Source organism: Actinomyces sp. HMSC065F12 (genome assembly GCF_001814535.1).
Classification (GTDB): Bacteria; Actinomycetota; Actinomycetes; order Actinomycetales; family Actinomycetaceae; genus Pauljensenia; species Pauljensenia radingae_A.
The window spans coordinates 1-25,030 of record NZ_KV816983.1 but is presented as its reverse complement, the minus strand read 5'-3'; the positions used below and the strand labels follow the sequence as shown (position 1 = coordinate 25,030).

General features: G+C 59.8%; 23 protein-coding genes, 1 tRNA gene and 1 pseudogene. 10 read left to right on the top strand and 15 right to left on the bottom strand.

Going from position 1 to position 25,030, the window contains the following annotated elements; all coding sequences use genetic code 11:
• Nucleotides 1-51: 51 nt before the first annotated feature.
• The 8 genes from iolC to HMPREF2975_RS06240 all read right to left on the bottom strand — a co-directional run bounded on the left by iolC (nt 52) and on the right by HMPREF2975_RS06240 (nt 8,524).
• Nucleotides 52-1,014 carry a 5-dehydro-2-deoxygluconokinase gene (gene iolC / locus HMPREF2975_RS06275; RefSeq protein ID WP_070726535.1) on the bottom strand — a complete coding sequence of 321 codons (963 nt, stop codon included), beginning with the start codon at nt 1,012-1,014 and terminating at the stop codon, nt 52-54.
• Nucleotides 1,015-1,133: 119 nt separating this feature from the next.
• Nucleotides 1,134-2,132: a sugar phosphate isomerase/epimerase family protein gene (locus tag HMPREF2975_RS06270; protein ID WP_070726533.1), complete on the bottom strand. Its 999-nt coding sequence runs from the start codon at nt 2,130-2,132 to the stop codon at nt 1,134-1,136.
• A 33-nt stretch (nt 2,133-2,165) separates the two neighbouring features.
• Nucleotides 2,166-3,356 carry a Gfo/Idh/MocA family protein gene (locus HMPREF2975_RS06265; protein ID WP_307781414.1) on the bottom strand — a complete coding sequence of 397 codons (1,191 nt, stop codon included), beginning with the start codon at nt 3,354-3,356 and terminating at the stop codon, nt 2,166-2,168.
• A gap of 153 nt (nt 3,357-3,509) precedes the next feature.
• The gene (locus HMPREF2975_RS06260; RefSeq protein WP_058236531.1) at nt 3,510-4,475 is read right to left on the bottom strand and encodes a LacI family DNA-binding transcriptional regulator; all 966 of its coding nucleotides are present in this window, start codon (nt 4,473-4,475) and stop codon (nt 3,510-3,512) included.
• Complete coding sequence (locus tag HMPREF2975_RS06255) at nt 4,472-5,461, bottom strand: LacI family DNA-binding transcriptional regulator (RefSeq protein ID WP_070726752.1); 990 nt, start codon at nt 5,459-5,461, stop codon at nt 4,472-4,474. Before HMPREF2975_RS06255 ends, HMPREF2975_RS06260 begins: the two co-directional genes overlap by 4 nt.
• A gap of 37 nt (nt 5,462-5,498) precedes the next feature.
• The gene (locus HMPREF2975_RS06250; protein ID WP_070726532.1) at nt 5,499-6,371 is read right to left on the bottom strand and encodes a sugar phosphate isomerase/epimerase family protein; all 873 of its coding nucleotides are present in this window, start codon (nt 6,369-6,371) and stop codon (nt 5,499-5,501) included.
• 185 nt (nt 6,372-6,556) lie between these two features.
• Nucleotides 6,557-7,564: a Gfo/Idh/MocA family protein gene (locus HMPREF2975_RS06245; RefSeq protein ID WP_070726530.1), complete on the bottom strand. Its 1,008-nt coding sequence runs from the start codon at nt 7,562-7,564 to the stop codon at nt 6,557-6,559.
• Nucleotides 7,565-7,591: 27 nt separating this feature from the next.
• A complete protein-coding gene (locus HMPREF2975_RS06240; RefSeq protein ID WP_058236875.1) occupies nt 7,592-8,524 on the bottom strand; it encodes a TIM barrel protein in 933 nt (310 codons plus the stop codon).
• Between the two features lie 637 nt (nt 8,525-9,161).
• Here HMPREF2975_RS06240 and HMPREF2975_RS06235 point away from each other — a divergent pair.
• Nucleotides 9,162-9,395: a hypothetical protein gene (locus HMPREF2975_RS06235; RefSeq protein ID WP_058236527.1), complete on the top strand. Its 234-nt coding sequence runs from the start codon at nt 9,162-9,164 to the stop codon at nt 9,393-9,395.
• Between the two features lie 124 nt (nt 9,396-9,519).
• Here the strand turns inward: HMPREF2975_RS06235 and iolD are convergent, their stop codons facing one another.
• The 3 genes from iolD to HMPREF2975_RS06220 are packed head-to-tail and all read right to left on the bottom strand — an operon-like array spanning nt 9,520 to nt 13,183.
• Nucleotides 9,520-11,415 (bottom strand): 3D-(3,5/4)-trihydroxycyclohexane-1,2-dione acylhydrolase (decyclizing), encoded by a 1,896-nt coding sequence (gene iolD, locus HMPREF2975_RS06230; protein ID WP_070726528.1) that lies wholly within the window; start codon nt 11,413-11,415, stop codon nt 9,520-9,522.
• Nucleotides 11,415-12,323: a 5-deoxy-glucuronate isomerase gene (gene iolB / locus HMPREF2975_RS06225; protein ID WP_070726526.1), complete on the bottom strand. Its 909-nt coding sequence runs from the start codon at nt 12,321-12,323 to the stop codon at nt 11,415-11,417. The genes iolD and iolB overlap by 1 nt, the downstream gene beginning before the upstream one ends.
• Nucleotides 12,320-13,183 (bottom strand): Cgl0159 family (beta/alpha)8-fold protein, encoded by an 864-nt coding sequence (locus HMPREF2975_RS06220; RefSeq protein ID WP_058236524.1) that lies wholly within the window; start codon nt 13,181-13,183, stop codon nt 12,320-12,322. The genes iolB and HMPREF2975_RS06220 overlap by 4 nt, the downstream gene beginning before the upstream one ends.
• A 372-nt stretch (nt 13,184-13,555) precedes the next feature.
• Between HMPREF2975_RS06220 and HMPREF2975_RS06215 the strand changes: the two genes are divergently transcribed.
• From HMPREF2975_RS06215 to HMPREF2975_RS12010, 3 genes are all read left to right on the top strand, one after another.
• Nucleotides 13,556-14,329: a GntR family transcriptional regulator gene (locus HMPREF2975_RS06215; protein WP_070726524.1), complete on the top strand. Its 774-nt coding sequence runs from the start codon at nt 13,556-13,558 to the stop codon at nt 14,327-14,329.
• Between the two features lie 323 nt (nt 14,330-14,652).
• The gene (locus HMPREF2975_RS12015; protein ID WP_083314455.1) at nt 14,653-14,988 is read left to right on the top strand and encodes a helix-turn-helix domain-containing protein; all 336 of its coding nucleotides are present in this window, start codon (nt 14,653-14,655) and stop codon (nt 14,986-14,988) included.
• Between the two features lie 203 nt (nt 14,989-15,191).
• Nucleotides 15,192-15,614 carry an integrase core domain-containing protein gene (locus HMPREF2975_RS12010; protein WP_083314454.1) on the top strand — a complete coding sequence of 141 codons (423 nt, stop codon included), beginning with the start codon at nt 15,192-15,194 and terminating at the stop codon, nt 15,612-15,614.
• Nucleotides 15,615-15,656: 42 nt separating this feature from the next.
• Here the strand turns inward: HMPREF2975_RS12010 and HMPREF2975_RS12950 are convergent, their stop codons facing one another.
• Both HMPREF2975_RS12950 and HMPREF2975_RS06200 read right to left on the bottom strand, forming a co-directional pair.
• Nucleotides 15,657-15,779: a hypothetical protein gene (locus HMPREF2975_RS12950; protein ID WP_257590411.1), complete on the bottom strand. Its 123-nt coding sequence runs from the start codon at nt 15,777-15,779 to the stop codon at nt 15,657-15,659.
• A 72-nt stretch (nt 15,780-15,851) separates the two neighbouring features.
• Nucleotides 15,852-15,927 (bottom strand) — tRNA-Lys (locus HMPREF2975_RS06200).
• A gap of 348 nt (nt 15,928-16,275) precedes the next feature.
• Between HMPREF2975_RS06200 and HMPREF2975_RS13095 the strand changes: the two genes are divergently transcribed.
• The 6 genes from HMPREF2975_RS13095 to HMPREF2975_RS06175 all read left to right on the top strand — a co-directional run bounded on the left by HMPREF2975_RS13095 (nt 16,276) and on the right by HMPREF2975_RS06175 (nt 24,048).
• Complete coding sequence (locus HMPREF2975_RS13095; protein ID WP_082628504.1) at nt 16,276-16,401, top strand: potassium-transporting ATPase subunit F; 126 nt, start codon at nt 16,276-16,278, stop codon at nt 16,399-16,401.
• A gap of 2 nt (nt 16,402-16,403) precedes the next feature.
• The gene (kdpA, locus tag HMPREF2975_RS06195) at nt 16,404-18,038 is read left to right on the top strand and encodes a potassium-transporting ATPase subunit KdpA (protein ID WP_058236519.1); all 1,635 of its coding nucleotides are present in this window, start codon (nt 16,404-16,406) and stop codon (nt 18,036-18,038) included.
• Entirely contained in the window at nt 18,038-20,125 is a 2,088-nt protein-coding gene (gene kdpB, locus HMPREF2975_RS06190) for a potassium-transporting ATPase subunit KdpB (RefSeq protein ID WP_070726519.1), read from the top strand. Before kdpA ends, kdpB begins: the two co-directional genes overlap by 1 nt.
• Nucleotides 20,126-20,217: 92 nt before the next feature.
• Nucleotides 20,218-20,805, top strand: coding sequence for a potassium-transporting ATPase subunit C (locus HMPREF2975_RS06185; RefSeq protein WP_070726517.1), 588 nt, complete (start codon nt 20,218-20,220; stop codon nt 20,803-20,805).
• Nucleotide 20,806: 1 nt separating this feature from the next.
• On the top strand, nt 20,807-23,371 hold the full coding sequence (locus tag HMPREF2975_RS06180; RefSeq protein ID WP_070726515.1) for a DUF4118 domain-containing protein: 2,565 nt from the start codon (nt 20,807-20,809) through the stop codon (nt 23,369-23,371).
• Nucleotides 23,368-24,048 carry a response regulator gene (locus HMPREF2975_RS06175; RefSeq protein WP_058236515.1) on the top strand — a complete coding sequence of 227 codons (681 nt, stop codon included), beginning with the start codon at nt 23,368-23,370 and terminating at the stop codon, nt 24,046-24,048. Before HMPREF2975_RS06180 ends, HMPREF2975_RS06175 begins: the two co-directional genes overlap by 4 nt.
• Before the next feature lie 229 nt (nt 24,049-24,277).
• On the opposite strand, the gene HMPREF2975_RS06170 is transcribed toward HMPREF2975_RS06175, so the two are convergent.
• Together HMPREF2975_RS06170 and HMPREF2975_RS12790 are read right to left on the bottom strand one after the other, a co-directional pair.
• Nucleotides 24,278-24,601 (bottom strand): hypothetical protein, encoded by a 324-nt coding sequence (locus HMPREF2975_RS06170; RefSeq protein ID WP_058236514.1) that lies wholly within the window; start codon nt 24,599-24,601, stop codon nt 24,278-24,280.
• Nucleotides 24,601-25,030: pseudogene (locus tag HMPREF2975_RS12790) on the bottom strand (hypothetical protein); the annotation flags it as partial. The gene HMPREF2975_RS06170 and the pseudogene HMPREF2975_RS12790, both read right to left, overlap by 1 nt.

Genomic DNA, 25,030 nt, shown 5'->3' with positions numbered 1-25,030 from the left:
AGCCAAAGCAAATCGGCCGCTAGCCCACCGTCTCATATTGACTGAGTTGAGTCAGTTGTCTTCGTTCAGAACGTCACACGTTCCGGCGTTGACCGCCTTCCAGATTTCTTCTTCGGTCGGCATTGCCGTGGAGCATTCCAGACGCGCTGCCACGATCGCACCGGCACCGTTGCAGCCCTGAATGATCTTCTCCAAATCCCAACCCTGCAGTAGACCGTGCACCAGCGAGCCGCCAAATGCGTCACCAGCACCTGCGCCATTCATGGGCACGCACGGCAGTTCAGGCACAACCAAGCGCTCGTCGGCCGTCTTGGCCAGTGCGCCGTCGCGCCCCTGCTTGACGATGGCGATCTTAACGCCGCGTTCCAAGAGTGCATCTGCAGCACGCTCGGGGTCCTTCTCCCCTACTGCAATTTCGCATTCGGTGCGGTTACCCACTGCCACGTCGGTGTATTCGAGACACTCGGCGTAACGCTGTCTAGCGAGTTCAATGTCGTCCCAGAAGATGGGCCGCCAGTCCATATCGAAAATTGTGTATGGCTTGTGGCCGCGCATCTTCAGTGCGTCAATGTGGGTGGTGTAGGAAGGATCCTCTGACAGGCCGGTGCCGCTGAACCAGAAAATCTTGCAGTTCTTCACGGTTTCCTCGGGCAGATCGGAAGTCCTGATCTGCAGGTCCGGAGCCGACGGCTCGCGGTAGAAAAAGAACGGCGCGTCGGGAACAAGCTCGCAGAACGTCACCGGTGTGTTCAGGTTCGGATCGGTGATGACGAATTCATCGCTGACACCTAGGCGACGCATTTCGTCGCGAACATACTTTCCGAATGGATCGTCGCCCACACCTGTCAGGATTGCCGCATCTTCACCCAGTTTTGCCGCTGCCACCGCGACATTCATCGGCGATCCGCCGAGGAACTTTTGAAACGTCTTTACTTGATCAAGGGGCGTGTTCACCTGAAGGGGGTAAACATCCACGCCACTGCGGCCAACGGTTAGAACGTCGTGAACTGCCATGACCTTTCTCCTCACTTCGTCGTGCTATTCAGCTTGGACATTTCCAGTGTACGACAAAGTCGAGCATTTGTCACTACATTTAGCGACCATGCTCAGCTTTGTTCAGTGATCAGTCAGTCTCACAGGCCCTTGGCGGCCTCGATCAGCGTCTGGGCGCTCATCTCGAGTCCCTTGATCATGTCGTACTGGTTGTCCTCATGTTCGACAGAGACGTTCATATCCGGGTTGATCGCCGCGACTGCCTGGCAGAACTGCGTCCAGAAGCTGACGTCATTGCCACCACCGAGATATACGAAACGCCATGCAGGATCCTGCGGCCAGACCTGGCACCAGTGTGCCATTGCGCTGGGGTAACGATCGTCCTCATTTTCCGGCCAATGGCCGAATCCTGTATCCAAGACGCCCTTGGTTGCCACCCCTGCCTCGATCTTCGTGTCCTTGGCATGGACGTGCAGAATGTGGTCACCCAGCAGGTCGATGCATGCGAGAATGTCCATCTGCTGCCACATCAAGTGGGACGGATCCAGGTTCACACCGATGTTGCGCACACCGGTACGCTCGACGAAGTCGAGGAATCCGTGTGGGGTGAAGATCGTGTTATGAGGGTGAAGTTCCCAGGCGATCTTCACGCCCGCATCGCCGGCACGCTGATCGATCTCCTTCCAGTAGTCGGCAAGGACATCCAGCTGGTATTCCAGCACCTCCCCATACACGCCGTCCCACGGGTTGACCACCCACGAGGGGTAGCGTGCACCGGGGTCGGAGCCGGGTGCACCCGACATTGTGACAACCTCGTTGACGCCGAGCAGGCCAGCCAACTTGATGGCTCGTTTAAGGTCATAATCATGTTTGGGACCGACGTCGGGCAAAGGGTTGACGGGGTTACCGTTTGCATTGAGTCCGGCAAGTTTCATCTCCCTGTCAGCGAAGATGCCGAGGTATTCGTCGCGTGCCGTCTGCGAACTCAGAAGCAGATCCACATGCGCGTGCGGGCTGGGTACGAAGCCGCCGACGTTGACCTCGGCACCGTTCAATCCCATTGACTTGGCGATATCGAGTGCCTCTGCCAACGGGTAGGAGCCGAGGCACTGCGTGTAGAAGCTCAGTGTTAAAGACATGGTGTTCCTTCCGGTCGTTGAGAATTACTGTGACTATTTGATGTCGACGCTGGCGCCGCCATTCGCGGCAGATTCTGCGACAGCTGCCTGGATACGCATGGCGCGGTAGCCGTGGTCGAATCCGGGAACCTCGGGAAGTCCCTCGTCGATGCCGGCAACCTGGTCAAGGAATGCGCGTGCCTGGTAGGTGAACTGGTCGATCTGGGTGACACCGACGCCTGCGAACGCCATCGAGGAGCCATCCTTAAAGTACGGGAAGTCGGGTCCCACCAGTATGCGGCGCGATCCTGTCAGGCCGCGCGCTCCTGCGTTGTCAGCCAGCTTGATTTCTGCTGCGCGTGACATATCAAAGGCTGCCTTGGCTTTCGTGCCGCTGACTTCGAATTCAAGCTGGTTCGGATCGCCCACAGTGATGCGTGACACCGCCAGCGATCCGACCGCGCCGGATTCAAAGTGCGCGGTAAAGATGGCCGCATCGTCGTTTTCCACCTTTTCGGTTGCCTTCGCATCGGTGGAAATCCCTCGACCTCCGGACACACCCTGCACTGCCGGTGGACGCATGGTAATCGCAGTGGCGAATGCGGCACCCGAAACGGACTTGATCTGCCCGCATACAAATTCCGCGGTGTCGATCAGGTGTGACCCCACATCTCCGAGGGCGCCTGACCCCATCGGCCCCTTGTACCGCCATGCGATCGGGGTGTTCGGATCGGCTCCGTAGTCGCAGGTGTAGCGACCGGTGAAATGGACGATATCGCCCAGCGCTCCATCCTCGGCCAGTTTGGCAATTTCAGCGATGCCAGGCTGGCGACGGTATCCGAACCCAACGCCTGTAACGACGTCGGCCGCAGCAGCAGCTTCTGCCATTGCACGGGCATCGTCGAGGTTGTCCGTCAAGGGCTTCTCACACAGGACGTGCTTTCCGGCCTTGATCAGTTCCAGGGCGATTTCACGATGCAGTGCATTCGCGACAACGATCGAGACCACGTCGATTTCCGGGTCTTCTGCAATTTCGTGCCAGTCAGTGACGGTCTTGTCGTATCCGTATGCGCGTGCGGCATCTTGCGCGAATGGCTCATAGGCATCGCAGATTGCAGCATATCGAAGCTGCGGCAGCTTATGTGGATCGTAGATAGTCGTGGCCTGCCGCCACGCGTTGGCGTGCGTGCGACCAGCCATTCCTGCGCCGATAACAGCTACTGAAATTGTGTGACCATTCATCATGACTCCCTCGTCGATCATCTGTTGGTGAGTCACCGCCCCGAGCTACGCAAGCGGTGAATTAACGGCGCTATTCATACGCTAACGCGCGTTAACTACGAGTAATAGTATGGTTTGTTCTCACAACTGTCAAGGCGAATCGTAAAGTGAGTCGCACTACGGGCGGGCGAGGTTGCGTGAGGAGGCACGCACGATCAGACGCGGCTCAACGACGCGTTCGGTTCCGACCTGCCGGTTTGCCTCGATCAGGTCAAAACTCAGCTGCGCCTGCTGCGCCGGCTCCTGGTCGATCGAGGTGAGGAGGAACTGCGGATTCTCCGCCAGATAGGTGTTGTCGTAACTCATGACCGGGAAGTCAATACCCGGCCTGGCGCCAGATGCCTTCAGATACGCCACAACATCGATGGCCATCAGATCGTTTTGAACCAGATAACACGTCGCCTCGCGTGACGTCAGTTCTCCTAAACGCCCATCGCGGATCGTGTAGTGCTCCAGTTGCAGCCCAGCCGCATCTGTTTCCTGCTCGATGGCAGCAAGACGATAGCGTGTAGACGCATCGGTCTGATCATTTGTCACGTACACCACCTGCGTACAGCCGGTGTCGACCGCGTGGTGCGCAATCAGGCGCGCTGCTTTGAATTCATCAATATGAACCGTGCTGATGAGCTCATGCGTCAAGGGAACACCGGCGGCAACAACCGGGTAGCGTTCGGCAATCGACTGGTAGATCTGGGAGTCCTGATCGGGGGTGACCAGGATGATGCCACGCACACGTAACTGATCGAATTGGTCCAGCAACCGCTCCAGACGCCCCAGATGCCCGGCAGCTGTCGCGGCCAAGGTGAGCAAACCGCGCCGATCTGCTTCATTCTGGTAGGCGGAGACGAGCGATTCGAAATATGGGTTGCGCAAATTGGGCAGCACCACGCCCACCAGAGTGCTTCGAGCTGATGCCAGAGTCGCGGCCGTGAAGTTTCGGCTATAGCCCAGTTCTCGCGCGACTTTCTGGATTCTCTCCACGGTCTCTGGCGCTACGCGGCCAGAGCCTGACAGTGCGAGGGAGACCAGTCCGCGTGAAACGCCTGCCGCTTTGGCGACATCAGCTTGCCGAACCGGTTTCATGTGACTTCTCCCCTGCTTGTCGATGCACGCTTGACCAACTTGGTCGGCACTGCTATTTCCACGTCATCAGTCCGGCCTTCGCGGCGTTCCAATACCAGCCGGATAGCCAGCTTACTGAGCTGCTCAGCTTCCTGATCCACTGACGTCAATTCGGTTCCGGGGAAACGTGCCAAATATGTATTGTCGAATCCGGCCACACCAACATCCTGGCCGATCGTCAGCCCTGCCTGCAGCAGGACAGAGATGACGCGGAACGCCGTCATATCGTTGTGTGCAACGATTCCAAAGCCTGAGCCATACCGAGCGATGATGTCCTTTACGGTGGTGACGATGTCCTGATCTGAGACCACACGGGTCAGCACGTCCTGTCCGCGTGATGTCACGACTGACGCGTACCCCGCCTGCCTCAGTGAGGCCGTTTCACTCTCCATATCGATGTCGGTACAAATATGGATAACGGGTGCGTATCCCTCGTCCATCAGATCCCCGGTGACGAGGGCACTCCCGCCCTCGTCATCTGCGCGAACCAGATCGATACCGGCAGGCGCTGACGAGGCTGTGAGGATCACAGCGGGTGTTCCCCGTGTCAATGCGGCCAGTTCGTGAGCTTTATGGCGCGGCGACACGAGCAATAATCCGTCGACCCCGAAGTCAAGGAAGCGTTCGATCGCGGATTTTTCGCGTGCAGAATCGGAGGTGGCGATAAACAGCCCCAGGCGTTCAGCGTCGCACGCCTCGCGCGTTTGCTGAGCCAACACGGCATAAAACGGGTTGTTGAGGTTCGGGAGCAGCATTCCGATGACGCCGCTGGATGCTGTCGCCAAGGAGCGTGCTGTCGCATTGACGCGATATCCGCTCTTTTCTATCGCCTTGAGGACTGCCTGGCGTGACGAGGGCGCCACTCTCGGATCATCATTGACAACCAGCGAGACTGTCTGACGGGAAACCCCCGCCATGCGAGCAACATCTGTCTGTGTGATCCGCATGCGGGGGCCTTCCTGTGAGTCTGGACTGTCCTCCAGCTTATCGAGCATCCGGAAACTCGGAGCGCAGACGCTCCAAGACCCGCGTATTCATCTCATCGGCCCATTCATGCCACCCAAAGATGCACACGGAGAAGACTCCATCGAAGTTGACCTCGCGCAGTGCGTCGAACAGTTCGCTCCAGTTGACCTCGCCCTGGCCGATTTCATTGTGCTGGTGGACTCGGGCGTCAACACCGGGCGGGTTGACGATGTAGCGGTTACCGTCATTGGCCGCGTGGTTGTAGGCATCGGCCACGTGCACCTCGCGCAGCTTCGGTGCGCAGTGTTTGATCATCCGTTCGATGTCGCCCTTGCCTTCGGAGATATGGAATGTGTGAGGCCCGCAGTACTCGTAGCCGATCCAGTCCTTGTTGACGCCGCGGATGATGGAATAGGCCTCGTCGTGAGTTTCGACAAAATCGTAAGGGTGCGGCTCCATCGCCAGCTGGATGCCGTATTTTTCGAAGTCACCAGACAGCTCGTCAATCGACTTGTACCACTGGTGTTCACACTGGACGAGGGTGTTGGGGTTGCCGGAGAACTCGGAGACTATTTTGCGCACGTCCAGGCGGTCAGCAGCTTCGAGCAGGGAGCGCCAGTTGCGCACCTGCGCCTGACGTTCCTGTTCGTCAACAGATGACCAGTTAAAGACCGGGTTGAGAGTCTCGATCTTCACTCCCGTATCTTTTTCAGCTTTCTTGAGCTCGTCAATGAGGTCGTCATCCCACTTCGGATGGCGCTGCCAAAAGTGGAACTCTGTGTTGGGTGATAGCTCGACGTAGTTGAAACCAAGCTCACGAGCCTTATGCAGGGTCTGAGCCGTTGACATGGAGCGGTAATACATGTTCGGATCAAGTGCGATGTGAACCATTGCGTCCCTTTCGATGTGAAAAATGTGCGGTGTAAGGATCTGACTCCGTTTGTCGGTCCTGCATTAACGCGCGTTAAATCGGTAGTTCCAATGTAGCTGTTTTACACACGAACTTCAATAGCGCGGCGAGTCCAGCGAGGCGCTCCCAGGTATAAACAGATCCGGTGAGCGCCCCACTGTCTGTCTCAGGCGTAGAAATCAGGCTTGTCGATCATGCTGACTCGAACAACCTCCCCGCCCTTTTCCTGCGATTCCAGTGCTGCGTTGACAACGGCAGTTGCCGCGTACCCGTCCCACGCCGTCGATCCAGTGTGTTCATCGCGCGCTACTGCGTTGATCCACGCCTGTACTTCCGCGTTGAACGCTGTCTGGAAGCGATCAATGTGCGATCGACAGATCGGATTACGGTTGCCAGCCATGTCGCGGATGTGGATGCCCTCCTGATCTCCGAGGCGCACTGCCGCCGTCTCCAGGACGACTTCACACTCGATGGAGTATCCCCACTGCAGACTGACGTTAACTTCATCATCGAGGCGAATGCCGGAATCTGTGTACATGACCAACACGATGGGCTCATGCAGATCCTCGCGCGCCTTGGTGGTCTGACGTACCGGATCGACGCGAACCTCCACGATTTCTTCGCCCGTCATCCAGCGCATGGTGTCGATCTCGTGGATTGCCGTGTCATCGATGAGCATGCGCGATGAGTAGTTCTCTGGCACACTCGGGTTGCGATGCCTGTTGTGCACCATGAGGATCGGACCGTTTTCACCGGCATCGGCAATAGCCTTGATCGAATTGTAGGCAGGATCGAAGCGGCGCATGAATCCCACGGTAGTCAGGCGCTTACCTGCCTTCTGTTCGGCGTCCATAATGGCCAGACAGTCCTCGGTAGTCGTCGCCAGCGGTTTTTCACAGAGTACATATTTGCCAGCTTCGATCGCGTTGATCACGTCGGGGGCGTGCACACGGCCGAAGGTGGCAATCAGCACTGCATCAACATTCGGATCTGCAATCAGTTCCTGGCCTGACGCATACGCTGTCCCACCAACCGCATCTGCGACCTGCTGCGCGGCCTCCAGGTTGACATCTGCGGCTGCAACAATCTGCCCCCCTGACAAGTCATTGATGATGCGCTCGACATGGGCCCGCCCCATTCCGCCGCAACCAATCACACCGATTCGCACGGTCATCGTCTTCCTCCTATTTGTTCCGATTTGCTAGAGCGTGCCAAGGCCAATGGAGGCCAGATATTCGCGCGTCTTAATGGCATTGGGCAGCGGGAAATCAGGTGCACACGGGTACATGTCCTGCTCGCACACGCAGTAGATCTCTCGATCAAGTTCCGAGAGCGCGTCAATGAGCTGAACCATGTCGGGGGCGCCGGCAGGTGGACGCACTGCTGCTCCCTTCGCGACCGCCTCGCCAAATGGCCAATCCTTCTCATGGGCTTCACGTGCAATGTCCATGTCGAAGGACTTGATATGCACATAGGTAATGCGCTCGGGGTACTTCTTGATCATTTCGATCGGGTCGCCTCCGCCGTAGACGATGTGTCCGGTATCGAGGCAGAGGTTGACATACCGAGGATCGGTGGCATCGAATATGCGGTAGATCTCTTCGGGGGTCTCAATGTGGGAATCGCCGTGCGGATGCAGCACCATTTTCAGACCATAATCATCAAGCAGCAATTGTCCCAGCTTGTTGGCGTTTTCGATGTAGAGCTTCCAGGTGTCTGGATCCAGCACACGATCATCCGTCCATTCCCACGTCTTATCATCGCGGTACAGCGGAGGCAGGTGCACCATGTATTCGGCGCCCACCGCGGCAGCCGTTTCCGCCATCTCACGGAAATGGCGCTCAGTTTCTGGCCATGCTTCCTTCTTGTGCAGGATGCCCCACCCTGTACCTGAGACGACCTTGAAGCCAAATTCATCAGTCCACTTGGTCAGCTCCTTGGGATCAGTCGGGAAGTATCCCCACGGTCCGGTTTCAAGAATCTCAAAGCCTGCCTCGGCCATTTCCTTCATCGCCTGGCGTGGCTCGATCTGCTTGTCATCTTCGGCAAACCACACTCCCCACTGGTCGGGACACACCCCCACGACCAATTTGGAGTATTTCGGGTTTTCGGTGTTCCTGGATTTTCCGCTCATCATTGAACCTTTCTCTTCAGCGCACCTGCCTGAATGGGCTCACGTCGCTCTTCTTTCACCCTTTTGGCGCGCGCCAAAAGTGTATCGCGCATCACTGACTTATTCAAGTGAAAGTCACACATTTGTCGCTACATTCCCCAAATCCCTCTACATCAGGCTATTTACCATCATGAAGGGCCTCAAATTTGGAGTAGTGCACCACAATTGACACTTTGTACTAGCAATCGCCAGATGTATACGTTACTGTAATGACCGTACGAGCGAGGTGAGCCTCCTCGGACACGCCATGCACTAGGTGGTGCGAATGCCCACCAAGGCATATCGCGCCCGAGTTGAAGGAGAAACGCTTTGCAGATGATGCAGGCTGAGGCTTATGCCCCAGCGATTTCACTCTCATTGCTCAGCCGCGACTGCTCCATATCCCACGGACAGCGCCATTCTTTCACGCCTGCACCTACTTGCTGCAGACGATCCTGAGACGAATTATCCGCGAGGCCTCGCACACTTTCTCAGATCATCCCACTGACTTCCATAAACAGAATCCGCTATGCCTGGAACCTCAGACGTGAGGGAAGAAACGACATTAATCACGAAAAAACGAGTCTGAGACGGCATATTCAGAAAGGAAAGTTCCACAATGACTGCACTCGTTGACACCAGCATGACCATGCCAGCAATCCGCGAGCAGGAGTACGCCCACAGCGGCACCTTTACAATTGTCCTGACGGTTCTGCTTGCTCTGGCCGCCGTCCTGGCAATCGCCGGCCTGTTCGTTAACCCAGCGCTGACCATCGCAACCGGTCTGGCCACCTCGATCCTGACACCAGTCGTGGTCGTCCGCCAGATCCTGAAAGCGGCTGACCAGATCTGATCTGGTCGCACGACGCATCAAGCGCGGCAGCAGGAACACACCTGTTGCCGCGCTTGCTTTATGTCTTAAGACGCGAGCAGCGGTAGGCGACTGAGCCCAGTCCCCTACCGCCCGCTCGTCATCTTCACAGGTAAAGGCGCTGCGTTGCCTTCTTCTCTTCGTACTCCTTGCGAGCCTCGGTGGTCGAATCGATGCGCGAAACCTCGGCCACTGCAACATCCCACCAACTTGAGCTCGGCGGGTTCGGTCCGTACAGGTCAGTTTCGATGTGGATCATCGTCGCCCTGTCGGATGCTTCGGCCTTGCGGTAGGCATCGCGGAACTCGTCCATCGTTGTCACGCGCAGTACGTCCAGGCCCCATGATTCAGCATTCTTGGCGATATCGACCGGCAGGTTGTCACCCGGCTCGTTGTGCGCATTGCCTGCACCCATCGTGTAACGGGTGCCGAACCTCTGGGATCCGTGCGACTCTGACAGCGCGCCGATCGAGGCGAAGCCGTGGTTCTGCAACAGGACATAGATGACTTTCACGCGCTCCTGAACGACGGTGGCCAGTTCCATCGGCAGCATCTGATAGGTACCGTCACCGACGATTGCGACAACCTCGGAATCAGGATGAGCCAGCTTAACACCCAAGCCGGCTGGGATTTCATATCCCATGGTCGAGAAGGCGTACTCCACGTGATACTGCGTCGGGTTCTTCGCCTGCCACAGTGCCTGCAGGTCGCCGGGCATAGATCCGGCAGCGTTGATGACGATGTCGTTGTCACCCATCATCTCGTTCAGTGCGCCGAAGACCTCCAGCTGGGAGGGCAATGGCTGATGATCAAGGTGGTACAGCTCCTTCGTGGTTTTCTCCCACGCTGCCTTCTCATCAGCGATCCTGTGCGAGTACTTATCATCGACATGCCAGCCATCAAGCGCGCCGGTCAGTGCGACAAGTGCCTCTCGCGCGTCAGCCACCAGCATTTCTCCAGCATTCTTCACTGCATCGAAGGGCTTGACGTTGATGTTGACAAATGCGACATCCGGGTTCTTGAACTGGGTGTGCGAAGCTGTCGTGAAGTCCGAGTAGCGTGTGCCCACACCGATGATCAGGTCAGCTTCGTCAGCCAGGTGGTTCGCACTGTCGCAGCCCGTCGATCCCACGCCGCCGACGGCCTGAGGGTGATCGAAGTTGATCGCACCCTTGCCTGCCTGAGTGTCAGAGACCGGCATCCCGGTCGCGGCCGCAAAGTCACGCAGGGCCTGGGATGCCTCGGAATACTTCACCCCACCGCCGGCAACAACCAGCGGCTTTTTCGAAGCCTTAATGGCGTCAACCGCACGATCCAGCGACGCCTGGTCCAACGGAGCGCGACGAATGTGCCACACGCGCTTGCGGAACGCCTTGACCGGGAAGTCATACGCCTCGGCCTGCACGTCCTGAGGCAACGCCAGCGTCACTGCACCCGTATCGGCCGGGTCAGTCAGCGCACGGAAAGCCTGCATGAGTGACGGGAGCAGCTGTTCAGGACGATTGATCCGATCGAAGAACACGCTGACCGGGCGGAACGCATCGTTGACCGAGGTATCCAGTGTCTGCGCGTTCTCAACCTGCTGCAGCACGGGATCGGGGTAACGGGTGGCGAAAATATCACTGGGGAACAGCAGAACCGGCAGACGGTTCGTCGTGGCCAGTGCGGCGCCTGTGACCATATTCAGTGCGCCAGGTCCGATCGAAGACGTGCATGCGAAGATACGCTGACGGTTGGTCGCCTTGGCGTAGGCGGCAGCCGCGTTGACCATTCCCTGCTCGTTGCGCGGCATGATGTAGGGCAGGGATCCGCCATCGGGTTCGGGGTCCAGCTCGTTTTGCAACAAAGCCTGTCCGATTCCCAGGACGTTGCCGTGACCGAAAATGCCGAATGCACCGGAGACAAAGCGATGTTCTTCCCCGTCATGCTCGACGTACTGGTTCACCAGGAAACGGACGATTGCCTGTCCAACTGTGAGGCGTACTGTTTCTTCGTTGGCCATTACTTCACCTCTGATTCTTTAATCGGGAAGAACGGGACTCGTTCGTCAATGTCGAGCCCTTCCCATTCCTGTCGCATCCACGTGTGGACCGGGTCATCTGTCATGAGCCATACTGAGTCTTCAGCCGGGCCGCCCATCACGTTGAGATAGTACATGTCGTATCCGGGCGCAGCTGCCGACGGACCGTGGTAGCCATGAGGCACGATAACGGTGTCACCGGAGCGCACTTCGGTACACACATCGATCGGGTGTCCCGGCGAATCATAGACGCGCTGCAGGCCCAGGCCCTCAGTTTTTTCGTCGCTGCCGGACAGGCCACCCTCGCGAATCTCGAAGTAGTAAATCTCTTCAAGGACGCGTTCAGTCTCTGTGTGCTCATCGTGCTTGTGAGGCGGGTAGGAGGACCAGTTGCCGCCGGGGGTCAGCACTTCGGTGACCAGCAGGTGCGACGTTTCCACCTCATTGCCGAGGGCGTAGTTGTTCACCTGTCGAGTCCAGTTCCCGGAACCACGAATGCCGCTGTTGACTTCGTCAATCGGGCAGTACCGCACGGGCAGATCTCTGGCCGCCTTGGTTGCCGGCAACGCAAAGCGGCCGTCGGTCGTTGCGGTGAGCGTGAATTCCTTGCCGCGCGGGATGTAGATGTAGTCGGTGACTCCGGTCCAGATGGATTCGCGGCCAGCTAGCTCGTAGCGTTCGCCGTCGACCTCGACGGTTGCTGAGCCTTCGAGGGGAAGAACCAGCAGTTCTTCGCCCTCGGTGTCGACTTTCTGGGACTCGCCTGCTTTGAGCGCGACGACGCGCAGCGAGCACCATTCCCAGCCAGCACGTTCAGCGGAAATCGAGGTCTGGAACTTGCCTTCGGCCGTGGATCCGGCCTTGATGACGTATTTTTCGTTGTCGTTCACAGTAACTCCACAGTATTGTCGACAGCTTTGGTGACATCGCCATCGGTCGGGAACAGAAGGGACCGCCCGATGACCAGGCCAAAGACGTTCGGTTGTTGCAGGGCGACGTGCCACTTCTCCAGTGTCACGTCAGCATCCTTGGACACCTCGCCGCCCAGGATCAGCGACGGTAGTGTCGCAGCTTCCATGACGCGCTCCATGTCATCGACACATGGCAACTTCAACCAAGTATAGGCGGATGTGCGACCCAGGCCCGAAGCAATAGCCATCGACTTGATGACGGCATCAGGAGTCAGGTCGTTCACGACGGAGCCGTCCACCCACTTCGACATGAAGGGTTCGATCATGGTGACCAGTCCCCTGTCCGACATTGCGTTGATTGCATCGGCTGTCGCCTTGAGGGTGTTGGCCGTGGCGGGGTCTTCCAGGCAGATACGCGTCAGCGTCTTGCCACCGTCCAGCCTGGCCTTTTCAATGCCGTCCGGATCGTAGCAGTTGAATTGGTCGTCCATTTCGAACTTCGAGCCGCGCAAGCCCACGCGGTTCATCGAGCCGTAGACAAGTTTTCCGTCCAGAGCTCCCAGCAACGTGAGATCCTCAATCATGTCAGCCGTACCCAGGAAGCCGTTGACACCGGGTCTGCTCAATGCTTCCACGCAACGCTCGAGCACGTCGATGCGGCTGGCCATCGCCATGTCATCGCTTCCTGCTCCCAGCGCGCCGCGCGCAGGGTGGTCACAGGCGATGATCATGAGCTTGTCGCCTTTCTTCAACTCGCCCGGCTTGCGTGATTCCAAAGCTTGCGCAATCCGCTGCGGTTCATACATCCTGATCTCGGGAATTTCCCTGATAGCTACCATTTCTTCTCTCATCGTCCTACGAGCCCTATTGCTCACGGTCACTCCACCAGGATCGGTCGGGCCAGCGTTGTGCCCGTCCGGCTCTTGGTTCTTGACTACACTCATTATCTCTCACATAGTTCCCATCGTCAAGATTTTGTCAGTACAATTTAAGGTTTTCCTGTGCAGTTAGATACAACAAGAGGATTTTGACACTGGGTGAACTTCCTTTTTATTTGTCATCTCCAACCCCTTCAAAATGAGGTATCATTCGGAGTTGACATGACTAGCGTGTACACAACATGACGTGGATCCTGGCTAATGCTCCTTCACCATCGTGGCTGATGAGCACCTTTACCGCGAGAACACGACAACAGGCAGTGGGAGATTGACATGACAACTACCAAGTCAGACGAGGAACACCTCGACGAGCCCTTTATCCTCGAAATCACCATTAATCGTGACTCGCCGGTTGCTCTGCATCAGCAGATTTCTGTACCACTGGAACGCATGATCACCAAGGGTGAGATCCTGCCCGGCCAGACAATTGAGGACGAGGTGTCACTGGCGAACCGCTTGCAGATCTCCCGCCCGACGGTTCGACGCGCATTCCAGGATCTGGTGACGAAAGGACTGCTGTCGCGACGTCGCGGTGTCGGAACGCGGGTCTCCCCCAGCCCGGTTCAACGCCAGGTGAAGCTGTCAAGTCTGAACGAGGACCTCATCAAAGCCGGCCACACCACCCGCACGGAAGTCCTGCGCTACGAGGTGCGTTTTGCTGATGAGGACATCAGTAAGAAACTCGCGTGCGATGAGGGGACGGAAATTGTGTTCTTCGAGCGTTTGCGGTGGCTCGATAACTCTCGCCTTGCCTTGATGCAGAACTACGTGCCCTCCGACATTGCCCCGTCGCTGACCGACCTGGCACGCGACGGCTTCTACCATTGCCTGGCCCAATCTGGTGTCCACCTCCAGTCGGGCTATCAGCAGATCGGAGCGAAGAATGCCTCAGACTATGAGGCGGAGATTCTGCACGTTGATCCGTCGGCTGCCCTCGTCACCATGAAGCGAACGTCGTATGACGAGTCGGGGCGGATCGTCGAGTACGCGACGCACTGCTACGACGCTGCGCAGTATGCCGTGACGATGCCGCTGGTGACGGCCTAGCGCCTTTTGCCGCTTAATTTTGCGGCCAGAAAACGTAGTTGTTTCCGCCGCGAGGCTCGCCCACAGGCAGGCTGACGTCAGTGGGCAGTCGCAGATCACTGAGCCCGACGATCACGCGCTGGCCGTCAAATTGGCTCCAATATTTCAGAGTCTCGTTCTCTGAGTCGCCCTCCCAGTCGGATTCAACCAACAAAACACAGTGCGCCTTGGCCGCTTGTCTGGTTTCAATACATAGTTGACAGGTGTGTCACGTCATAGTTGACATGGGGTGCAGGCGATGTGTCGGGTCATCGTTGACAGGTGTGTCACGTCATCGTTGACACATGATTGAAACAAACAAAAACGAAGTAATCGTCTCCAGCGTTATCGAAGCAGGCATGAACATCAGCGAGGCCGTGAAGCGTTTCGGCATCTCACGCCAATGGGTCTACACCCTGATCCAGCGTTACCAACAAGACGGCCTGACAGGCCTGCAGTCCCGCTCATGCAGACCCCACCATCACCCCCACCAATGCCCACCCCACGTGGTGGATCACGTGCTGCGGTTACGCGCCACGCTGATCGAGCAAGTTCTTGATGGCGGGGCTGAAAGCATATGGGCGCGTCTTGACGAACACGAACGCCCCAGCGTGAGCACGATCTGGAGGATCCTCAAATAGCACAACTGTGTTGTGCCTCAGCCCCACAAGGAACCACGATCAGCATGGAAATGATTCGAAGCCGCTGCACCTAATGAAATGTGGTAATCCGACTTCACGCACTGGCACATTCAAACCGAGTAAGTCGAGATTATCTCCTGGCTGGATGACCGCTCACGTTCTTCCTGCACGCAAGCGCACACCCGCGCATCACTGGCCCCGTCGTGGTGGAAACCTTTACCACCACGACGCGCACCTACGGGTACCCGCGCTCCACACTGACCGACAACGCCATGGTCTACAGCACGCGCCACGCGCGCGGAGCACGCGCCCAAAACCGCCAACGCAACGCGTTTGAACAACTCCTTCACGACCTGTGCATCATTCAGAAAAACGGGCTCCTCGGCCATCCCACCACACAAGGAAAAATCGAACGCTACCACTACACGCTCGAAAAATGGCTCGCCGCCCAACCATCAGCCCCAACCATCACCAGCCTGCAAAACCAGCTCGACACGTTCACCCGCATCTACAACTACGAACGCCCCCACAGAGTCTTCAACAGGCGCACCCCACACACCGTGTACACAACCACACCACCCGCACACCCCACCACCGAGCTATTCGAGAGGATCTGGCGAATATGACACGACAGTGTCGCCATCGCAGGCAAAGTCACCATGCGCCACTCAGGAAAACTCCTCCGCCTCGGCATCGGCAGACCCTACGCACACCACCCAGTCCTCATCCTCATAGCAGGCAACGACACCATCACCATCGACCGCACCATCGGAGAAATCATCGCCGAACACACCATCGACCCCACACACAAAAAGACCGGGACACCGCCAACAAACTGTCAACAATGTCCCGACACATCACAGTGGTAGGCCCAGGGGGAATCGAACCCCCAACCCACAGATTAAAAGTCCGATGCTCTGCCAACTGAGCTAAAGGCCCCTGTTACTCCAACTACAGCAGCATAGCGGCCCCACGCCCCGCCTCCAAGTTCACGGGGCACACCTCACGCACGCGCGCGGCGAGAAACAGGCAAAAAATGTGACCCCTGACCAGGCGGTGTCAAGAATGTGTCAGGAAAAATCGGCGCCGCGTCAAGAACGCGTCAGTTTTCATTCGGGCCCGGGCGACCTCGACGTTCAATAGCAGTGCCGCTCAACCGAGCGACTTCGCACGCCGGGTACCCCGGTTGCGGATCCGCCACGCCGGAGGGTTTCCGGCAGCATCATTCAGGAGCCATACCGTGCTCGACATTGTGTTTGTCGTATTGACGACCGTATTCTTCGGAGGATGCCTGGGCCTCGCATCGGCGGTGAGCCTGCTGTGACCATCCTCGATATCGCCTGGCTGCTCATCTGCGCAGCCGCAATCGTGTACGTGACCTATGCACTCATTCGACCGGAAAGGTTCGGGTAGCCATGGCGTTCATTCAAATCCTCGTTCTCATCGCGGCACTCGTCGCGGTGCATCGACCGCTCGGCGCGTACATGGCGCGCACCTTTACCTCTGAGCGCCACCTGTGGCCGGAGCGGCTCGTGTACCGCTTCGCGGGGATCCGAACAGACCGAGAGCACTCGTGGCGAATTTACCTTCGCAACATTCTCGCCGTCTCCCTCCTGAGTGTGCTCGGCCTCTACATCCTGCAGCGCGTTCAGCAGTGGCTGCCCATGGCGCACGGCCTCGGCCCCGTCGAAGAGACGCAGGCGTGGAACACGGCAACCTCGTTCGTGACCAACACGAACTGGCAGTCGTACGGCGGTGAAACGACGATGTCCCATCTCACGCAGATGCTGGGCATGTCGTTCCAGAACTTCATTTCGGCCGCCGTCGGAATCTGCGTGGCTATCGTGATCATCCGCGGTATTGCCCGCCACGGCACGGATAAGCTCGGTAACTTCTGGGTTGACCTCGTGCGCTGTAACTTCCGCATCCTTTTGCCGATCGCGTTCATCGGCGCGATCCTTCTGATCGCCGGCGGCGCCATCCAGAACTTCAACGCCGCCCAGCACGTGCACACCCTCACCGGTGGAACACAGATCATTCCCGGCGGGCCCGTCGCGAGCCAGGAAGCGATCAAGGAGCTCGGCACGAACGGTGGCGGTTTCTTCAACGCGAACTCCGCGCACCCGTTCGAGAATCCGAACGGCCTCACAAATCTCATCGAGATCTTCCTGATCCTGCTTATCCCGTTCGCCCTCCCCCGCACCTACGGAATCATGGTGGGCGACAAGCGTCAGGGCTGGGCTGTTCTCGGCGCGATGGCTGTTCTCGCGATCGGTTCGCTCGCCGCCACGACCTCCCTCCAGCTTCACTTCGCGGGCGATCATCTCGCCGCGATGGAGGGCAAGGAGGCGCGCTTCGGGATCGTCGGTTCGAGCCTGTTTGCGACCGCGACGACGCTCACCTCAACGGGCGCCGTGGACTCGATGCACTCCTCCTACGAGCCGATTTCCGGCGGCGTGTTGATCTTCAACATGCTTCTCGGTGAAATTGCGCCGGGCGGCGTCGGTTCCGGCCTGTACGGGATGCTCGTCATCGCGATCATGAGCGTGTTCATCAGCGGGCTCATGGTGGGCCGCACGCCGGTCTACATGGGTAAACGCATCGGCCCGACCGAGGTCAAGCTTTTGAGCCTGTACATCCTCGTCGTGCCCGTGCTCGTGCTCGTGGGATCGGCAGTCGCCATCGCCCTGCCGTCGACGGCGGCGTCGCTCGCCAACGGCGGCCCCCACGGCTTCAGCGAGGTGCTTTACGCGTTCACGTCGGCGTCCAACAACAATGGTTCCGCCTTCGCGGGCCTCAATGCGAACACGCCGTTCTTCAACGTGGCGCTGGGCCTCGCCATGCTGCTTGGCCGCTTCCTGCCGATGCTGTTCGTGGTGGCGCTCGCGGGCAAGCTCGCCTCCAAGAAGGTTGTCGCGACCAACCGCGGCACCCTGCGCACTCACACACCTCTCTTTGCAGGCGTCATGACCGGCATCGCGCTCATCGTGACCGGCCTGTCTTTCCTTCCGACGCTCGCTCTTGGACCACTTGCTGAAGGACTCATGTAATGACTCAGGTACAGGTGACCGACCGCGTTTCTTCGCAGCCTCACGAGGAGAAGACCGCGAATTCCGGATCAGGCTTCACGCCGCGCGCTCTTGCCAAGGCGCTCCCACAGGCGCTGCGCAAGTTGAACCCCGCGCACATGGTGCGCACGCCCGTCATGTTTATCGTCGAGATGGGCGCGCTCATCACGATCATCGTGGGCTTTTTCAAGCCGAGCGTGTTCGTGTTCTCGCTCGCGATCTGGCTGTTCCTCACGGTCGTGTTCGCGAACCTCGCCGAGGCTGTGGCTGAGGGTCGAGGTAAGGCGCAGGCCGATGCGCTCCGTTCCGCGAAGACAGCGGCCGTGGGCCGCGTGCGCCGCGAGGATGGAAGCATCGAGGAGGTTTGCGCCGCGGGTCTTCGCCCCGGTGACATCGTCGTGGTGTGTGCGGGCGAGACGATCCCGGGCGATGGCGACGTCGTCAAGGGTGCCGCGACGGTCGATGAGTCTGCGATTACGGGCGAATCTGCTCCCGTGATCCGCGAAAGCGGCGGCGACCGTTCGGCGGTCACGGGCGGCACGCGCGTCCTTTCGGACGAGATCGAGGTGCGCATAACCTCGGAGCCGGGCAACACGTTCGTGGACCGCATGATCGACCTCGTCGAGGGCGCGCAGCGGCAGAAGACCCCGAACGAGATCGCTCTTTCGGCGTTCCTTTCGGTGCTCACGCTCATCTTCTTGTTCGTCGTCGCAACGCTCGTTCCCATGGCCGATTACGCGGGCGCGAAGCAACCGATCGAGGTTCTCATCGCCCTGCTCGTGTGTCTTATCCCCACGACGATCGGCGCGCTCCTTTCGGCGATCGGTATCGCCGGCATGGATAGGCTCATGCGCCGCAACATCATGGCGACGTCGGGCCGTGCGGTCGAGGCCGCTGGCGACGTGACAACTCTGCTGTTGGACAAGACCGGCACGATCACGGTGGGTGATCGCCAGGCGAGCGCGTTCATTCCCGCCCAGGGCGTGAGCGAGGACGAGATTGCCTACGGCGCGCTATTGTCCTCTCTCGCGGACGAGACCCCCGAGGGTCGTTCGATCGTGGAGTTCGCGACGACGACCATGGGCGTTGGCCCGATTCCCGAAAACGAGTATCGAAACGCTGAGTTCATCCCGTTCAGCGCGGAAACGCGCATGAGCGGCGTGCAGCGCACTCCCGAGCACTGCATCGTCAAGGGCGCGGCTTCCGAGATCCTCAAGTGGGTCACCGCGAAGCGCGGAACCGTCACGGAGGATGTCAACGAGACTGTGCGGGAGATTTCTTCCGACGGTGGCACGGCCCTCGTCGTGGCCGAAGAGAAGGCCGGGGCCCGCCGCGTGCTCGGCAGCCTGCACCTCAAGGATGTCATCAAGGAAGGCATGACGGAGCGCTTCGCGCACCTTCGCAAGATGGGCATTCGCACCGTCATGATTACGGGCGACAACGAGCTGACGGCGCGTGCGATCGCGAAAGAGGCCGGCGTTGACGACTATCTCGCGGGTGCAAAGCCCGAGGATAAGCTCGCGCTGATCCGCAGTGAACAGCGCGGCGGCAACATGGTCGCGATGACGGGTGACGGCACGAATGACGCTCCGGCGCTTGCGCAGGCCGACGTCGGCGTGGCCATGAATACGGGCACGCAGGCCGCGAAGGAAGCGAGCAACATGGTCGATCTCGATTCGGATCCGACCAAGCTCATCGAGATTGTCGAGATCGGCAAGCAACTTCTCATCACGCGCGGTGCTCTCACGACGTTCTCGATCGCGAACGACGTCGCGAAGTATTTCGCGATCGTTCCCGCGATGTTCGTGAGCGTGTTCCCCGGCCTCGATCTGCTCAACGTCATGCGCCTGAGTTCACCCGAGTCGGCGATCCTCTCGGCCGTGATCTTCAACGCGCTCATCATCGTTGCGCTCATTCCTCTCGCGCTCAAGGGCGTGAAGTATCGGCCGGGTTCTGCAAACCAGCTCCTCGGCCGCAACCTGCTCATCTATGGCCTGGGCGGATTCATCGTTCCTTTCATCGGGATCAAGCTCATCGACCTCGTCGTGAGCATCATTCCCGGGCTCTAACCATGAGGGCCGAGCCGCGAGGGCGCCGCTTCTCGTGACCTCTCCGGCTCGGCCCCACCACCACTGTCGTTTTTCTCTCGATTGGAAAACTCATGAACTCGACACTCTCGGGCATCGTCTCCGCCATGTGGCGCTCCACGCGCGTCCTTCTTGCCCTTCTCGTTGTGCTTGGCCTGTTTTATCCGGCGGCCGTATGGGTCGCCGGCCGGGCGTTCGCTCACAATGCCGACGGTTCCATGATGAGCCTCGATGGCCGCACCGTCGGGTCGTCCCTGATCGCTCAGGACACGTCGAAGGATCCCGCCCTGTTCCACCCCCGGATGTCGGCGGGCAACTACGACGGTTTGGCTTCGGGCGGCTCGAACTTGAGCCCTATCGGTGAGGAGATCACCGCGCAGATCGCTGAGCATCGCGCCCTTATCGCTCGCGAGAACGGCGTTGATGAGGCCGTTGTCCCCGCGGATGCGGTGACCGCGAGTAGTTCCGGTCTCGACCCGCACATCAGCCCGGAGTATGCTCGTATCCAGATCGAACGAGTGGCGAAGAACTCGGGGCTTTCGCGGTCAGCTGTTGAACAGCTCGTCAAGAAGCACACCCAGGGGCGAACCCTCGGCTTTGCAGGTGAAGAGGTCGTCAACGTCAATGACCTGAACCTCGACCTGCTTGCGGCGAAGGACTGACATGAACACGGTGCGCGGTGTACTCAAGGTGTATCTGGGGGCTGCCCCCGGCGTAGGTAAGACCTGCGCGATGCTCGAGGAGGCCCACGACCGCCTGAAGGGCGGGGAGGACGTCGTCGTGGGCGTCGTTGAAACCCACGGGCGTTCGGGGACCGCCGCGAGGCTTGAGGGGCTGCCGGTGATTCCGCCTCGGCGGGTGAGCTATCGCGGCTCGACGTATGACGAGCTTGATGTTCCGGCGATTATCGAGCGTAAGCCCGACGTCGTTCTCGTGGACGAGCTCGCTCATACCGTGCACGGCGAGGATACGACGGCGAAGCGCTGGCAGGATGTGCACCGTTTGCTCGATGCGGGCATCAACGTCATCTCAACCGTGAACATTCAGCACCTCGAGTCCCTCAACGACGTGGTCACGAACATTACGGGCCACGTGCAAAACGAGACGATTCCCGATCCGGTCCTGCGCGAAGCGGAGGAGGTCGAGCTGATCGACCTGAGCCCCGATGCGCTGCGCGTGCGGCTGCGGCAGGGGCAGGTGTACGGGCCCGCGACCGTGGATGCGGCGCTCAGCAAGTTTTTCCGCAAGGGGAACCTCACGGCGCTTCGCGAGCTCGCGCTTTTGTGGCTCGCCGATCAGGTCGACGATGGTCTCGAGAAGTACCGCAGCGAGGAAGGCATCAAGGAGCCGTGGGCGGCGCGCGAGAGGATCCTCGTGGCCGTGGGCGGCGGCCAGAAGACTGCCGCCCTCATTCGCCGTGGCCGCCGCATCGCCGGGCGGATCGCCGGCCGCGAGCTCCTCGTCGTTCACGTCCTCGCGGCGGATGGCCCGCCGCGCATGTCGCCCGAACAGATGAGCGAAGCGCGTTCCCTCACCGAATCTCTCGGCGGCTCGTGGCACGTGCTTTCGGGCGATGACGTCCCGCGCACGCTCCTCGATTTCGCCACGACCGTGAACGCGAGCCAGCTCGTTGTGGGAGCTTCGCGTCAGGGCTTCGCGCAGCGGCTGCTCATGCGGTCCACGAGCGCCACGATTATCGACGGTGCCGGCGACATCGACGTGCACATCGTCGCCGTAGACCCGCCCGCCACGCACTGGTCGGCTCCTGCGCCGTCCACGAGCCTCTCCCCCGCGCGGCTCGCGACAGGCTGGGTACTCGCGACCATTCTCACGATCGTCGTCACCCTCGCGAACCTCGCGCTCGGCGATCCCACGGCGCACCTGCCCACGGCGATTATGAGCTTCGTGCTCGCGTCCGTCGTCGTCGCCCTCGTGGGTGGCCTGTGGCCGGCTCTCGCGACGGCCATCGGCGGCGCGCTATTGCTCAACTGGTTTTTCACCGCGCCCACGCACACGCTGTCCATCACGGAACCGAAGAACATCTTCCTGCTCATCGTGTTCGTGCTCGTCGCGGTCCTCGTCGCCCAGGTCGTCGACGGCGCTGTGAGCCGCCAGCGCGAGTCCCAGGAGGCGCGCCGGCACGCGCAGCTCATGACGGAGCTTGCCCGCTCCGTGATCCGCGACGGGATCGGCATTCAGGAGATCCTCGAGCAGATCGCCACAACGTTCGGCCAGGATGGCGTCGCCCTCGCCAACGTCGAGGGCACGACGCTCGTGCCCGACTACGAAGTGGGCATCCGGATCGAATCGGTCACGCTCGCCGACGAAGCCTTTTCGCTCGACGACCAGCACGTTCTCGCCCTCGTTGGCCGCCCGCTCACGTCGAGTGAGCAGCAACTCCTCGAAGCCTATTCGGGCCGGCTCGTGAGCCTCATGACCCAGGAGCAGCTCAACCGGACCCGCACGCAGGCCCGGCAGCTCGAGGCCGCGAACTCCGTGCGTACGGCGCTTTTGACGGCCGTCTCGCACGACTTGCGCACCCCGCTCGCGACGATTAAAACGGCCGTCTCCGGTCTCCTCCTCGACGACGTTGATCTTCCCCGCGACGCACAGGTGGAGCTTCTGCGCACGATCGAATCGTCCTCGGACAGGCTGGATCGGATCGTCGCGGACCTCCTGGATATGTCGCGCATCCACACGAATAAGCTCAAGGTTAAGGCAGTCACCATCGGACCCGCCGAACTGGTTGCCCAAACCCTCCGCCACATGGACCCCTCCCTCGTGCCGCCTTCGCTCGACGAGCGCGTCCCGCGCGAACTGCCGGCAATCACGACGGATGCGGCGCTCATGGAACGCGTGCTCGAGAACCTCATCAGCAACGCCGCCAAACACACCGACTCGGGGGTCACGATCGACGCGACACAGGATGGCGAGCGTATCCTCATTCGCGTGATCGATTACGGACCCGGCCTCACCGAGGAGAGCAAGGTGCGCCTGTTCACGCCCTTCACGCGCTTCGGTGACACGACGAACAGCCACGGGCTTGGCCTCGGCGCCGCGGTTGCGCGCGGGCTCGCGGAAGGCGTGGGCGGCACGCTCACCGCCGACGATACTCCAGGAGGTGGACTCACAATGGTGTTGTCACTGCCGCTCACGATCACCCCAGCCACCACCGACAGTGTGCCCACCCCCGCACACGAGACCACCACCGTTGGGAGCGCGTCATGATTCTCATCGTCGAGGACGATCCGGCACTGGCCAGGGCCATGACCGTTAACCTCACGGCCCGCAAATACCAGGTGCTCACGGCAACGACCGGGGAGGAGGCGCTCGTCATGGCCGCCGACAACCCGATCGAGGCCGTCCTCCTCGACCTCGGCCTGCCGCACATGAGCGGCCTCGACGTCATCGACGGGATCCGCGGCTGGTCAGACGTCCCGATCATCGTCGTGACCGCCCGCCACGAAACCTACACGAAGATCGAGGCGCTCGATCGCGGCGCCGACGACTACGTGACCAAGCCCTTCGCGCTCGGGGAGCTCCTTGCGCGTTTGCGCGCCAACCTCAGGCGGCGAACGTCGGGCTCCCCCTCCCCCGTCGTGACCACCACCGACGGTCGCCTCACGATCGACCTCGCCGCAAAAACCGCGACCGTCAACGGCACGCCCGTGCGCCTAACCCCGCACGAGTGGGGCATCGTGAGCTACCTCGTGAACCACCCCAATCAGCTCGTGCGCAAGGACGAACTGCTCGAGAACGTGTGGGGCCCCGAATACACGAACGGGGCCGGCTACGTGCGCGTCTACATGTCGCAGATCCGCCAGAAACTCGAGGAGGATTCCTCCGCCCCGCGCTACTTCCTCACCGAGCCGGGCCTCGGCCACCGCTTCGTGCTTGGCAGCTAGCGTCAACGCGGTGAGTAGCTCGCGACCAGTCGCGCACACATCGCGCTATAAAGCGTTGCTCACAGGCTGGCTCCGAGTCTTGAGGTCTTCCCACGAATCGGAATCAGCAATGTCATCTTCATACGCGATGAGATAGCCCCATCGCTGGCCTTCGAAGGCATCCTCGGCGACCAATCGACGGACGAGCGATTCCGCAGCCTTGCGCTTTTGCTTGCACAACCGCGTCTTCTCATCCCTTCTCGGATTTACCCTCGATGATCCAGTGGACACCATCGGTGTCAAGGGCAACGAAGTCCGGGAAGTAGCGATCCTTCGGGTTGTAGTAGACGAATGCACCTGCGTGTGGGTGCAGGCGATGCCACCACACAATGCTTGAGGAGGTGTTCAGGAGCTTCGCCAACACGTACTTTCCGCTGTAAGAGTCGAATGATTCAGACTCCATTAGGGACTTGAACCAGCCACCATAGGTGCGGCGCACCACGAAATCGGCGCGGCCCTCAACCTGATCGTGGATCGTTTCTCCGATCGGCAGGCTGTGGTCCTCGATCCGCATCACCTTTGGATAGACCTTAGGCACCTCACGAGTAGACCGCAGAACCTAGTGCACGTACCCCTGAATGAGCTGTTGAAGTTGATTTTGTGCCGAGTCCAAGGTATCTGCCCTGCCGGTGACTGGACGCGGTAGGTGGCGGCGTTGACCGTCAGTGTCATCGCCCCGGTGCCTTTGATCGTGATGATCGGTACCGCGTCGAGCAGTCCGGGGTTGGTGACCTGCCCAGAGGCGGTGAGCGTGTGGGCGATCAGCTCGGAATCGAGGTAGCTAAACGGCTCGCACACCTGGTGTGCCTCGAAGAATCCCCACGACGACATGTCCGTGCGCAGCGGGCTGATGGAGGGGGACTTGACCTTGTGTAACGCACCGGGCTGGTTGGACAGGTGAATGGTTACCGCTGCGATGGAATCTTTCTTCGCTCTTGTACAA

Excerpts from the sequence above, each read along its gene's own strand:
- iolC (WP_070726535.1), bottom strand. The coding sequence starts at position 1,014 with ATGGCAGTTCACGACGTTCTAACCGTTGGCCGCAGTGGCGTGGATGTT.
- HMPREF2975_RS06175 (WP_058236515.1), top strand. The coding sequence starts at position 23,368 with ATGATTCTCATCGTCGAGGACGATCCGGCACTGGCCAGGGCCATGACC.
- HMPREF2975_RS06215 (WP_070726524.1), top strand. The coding sequence starts at position 13,556 with ATGACAACTACCAAGTCAGACGAGGAACACCTCGACGAGCCCTTTATC.
- HMPREF2975_RS06245 (WP_070726530.1), bottom strand. The coding sequence starts at position 7,564 with ATGACCGTGCGAATCGGTGTGATTGGTTGCGGCGGAATGGGGCGGGCC.
- HMPREF2975_RS06255 (WP_070726752.1), bottom strand. The coding sequence starts at position 5,461 with ATGCGGATCACACAGACAGATGTTGCTCGCATGGCGGGGGTTTCCCGT.
- HMPREF2975_RS06170 (WP_058236514.1), bottom strand. The coding sequence starts at position 24,601 with ATGCGGATCGAGGACCACAGCCTGCCGATCGGAGAAACGATCCACGAT.
- kdpB (WP_070726519.1), top strand. The coding sequence starts at position 18,038 with ATGACTCAGGTACAGGTGACCGACCGCGTTTCTTCGCAGCCTCACGAG.
- HMPREF2975_RS13095 (WP_082628504.1), top strand. The coding sequence starts at position 16,276 with ATGCCTGGGCCTCGCATCGGCGGTGAGCCTGCTGTGACCATCCTCGAT.
- HMPREF2975_RS06185 (WP_070726517.1), top strand. The coding sequence starts at position 20,218 with ATGAACTCGACACTCTCGGGCATCGTCTCCGCCATGTGGCGCTCCACG.
- HMPREF2975_RS06250 (WP_070726532.1), bottom strand. The coding sequence starts at position 6,371 with ATGGTTCACATCGCACTTGATCCGAACATGTATTACCGCTCCATGTCA.
- HMPREF2975_RS06235 (WP_058236527.1), top strand. The coding sequence starts at position 9,162 with ATGACTGCACTCGTTGACACCAGCATGACCATGCCAGCAATCCGCGAG.
- HMPREF2975_RS06260 (WP_058236531.1), bottom strand. The coding sequence starts at position 4,475 with ATGAAACCGGTTCGGCAAGCTGATGTCGCCAAAGCGGCAGGCGTTTCA.
- iolD (WP_070726528.1), bottom strand. The coding sequence starts at position 11,415 with ATGGCCAACGAAGAAACAGTACGCCTCACAGTTGGACAGGCAATCGTC.
- HMPREF2975_RS06265 (WP_307781414.1), bottom strand. The coding sequence starts at position 3,356 with ATGATGAATGGTCACACAATTTCAGTAGCTGTTATCGGCGCAGGAATG.
- HMPREF2975_RS06180 (WP_070726515.1), top strand. The coding sequence starts at position 20,807 with ATGAACACGGTGCGCGGTGTACTCAAGGTGTATCTGGGGGCTGCCCCC.
- HMPREF2975_RS06270 (WP_070726533.1), bottom strand. The coding sequence starts at position 2,132 with ATGTCTTTAACACTGAGCTTCTACACGCAGTGCCTCGGCTCCTACCCG.
- HMPREF2975_RS06220 (WP_058236524.1), bottom strand. The coding sequence starts at position 13,183 with ATGGTAGCTATCAGGGAAATTCCCGAGATCAGGATGTATGAACCGCAG.
- HMPREF2975_RS12015 (WP_083314455.1), top strand. The coding sequence starts at position 14,653 with ATGATTGAAACAAACAAAAACGAAGTAATCGTCTCCAGCGTTATCGAA.
- HMPREF2975_RS06240 (WP_058236875.1), bottom strand. The coding sequence starts at position 8,524 with ATGAGCGGAAAATCCAGGAACACCGAAAACCCGAAATACTCCAAATTG.
- kdpA (WP_058236519.1), top strand. The coding sequence starts at position 16,404 with ATGGCGTTCATTCAAATCCTCGTTCTCATCGCGGCACTCGTCGCGGTG.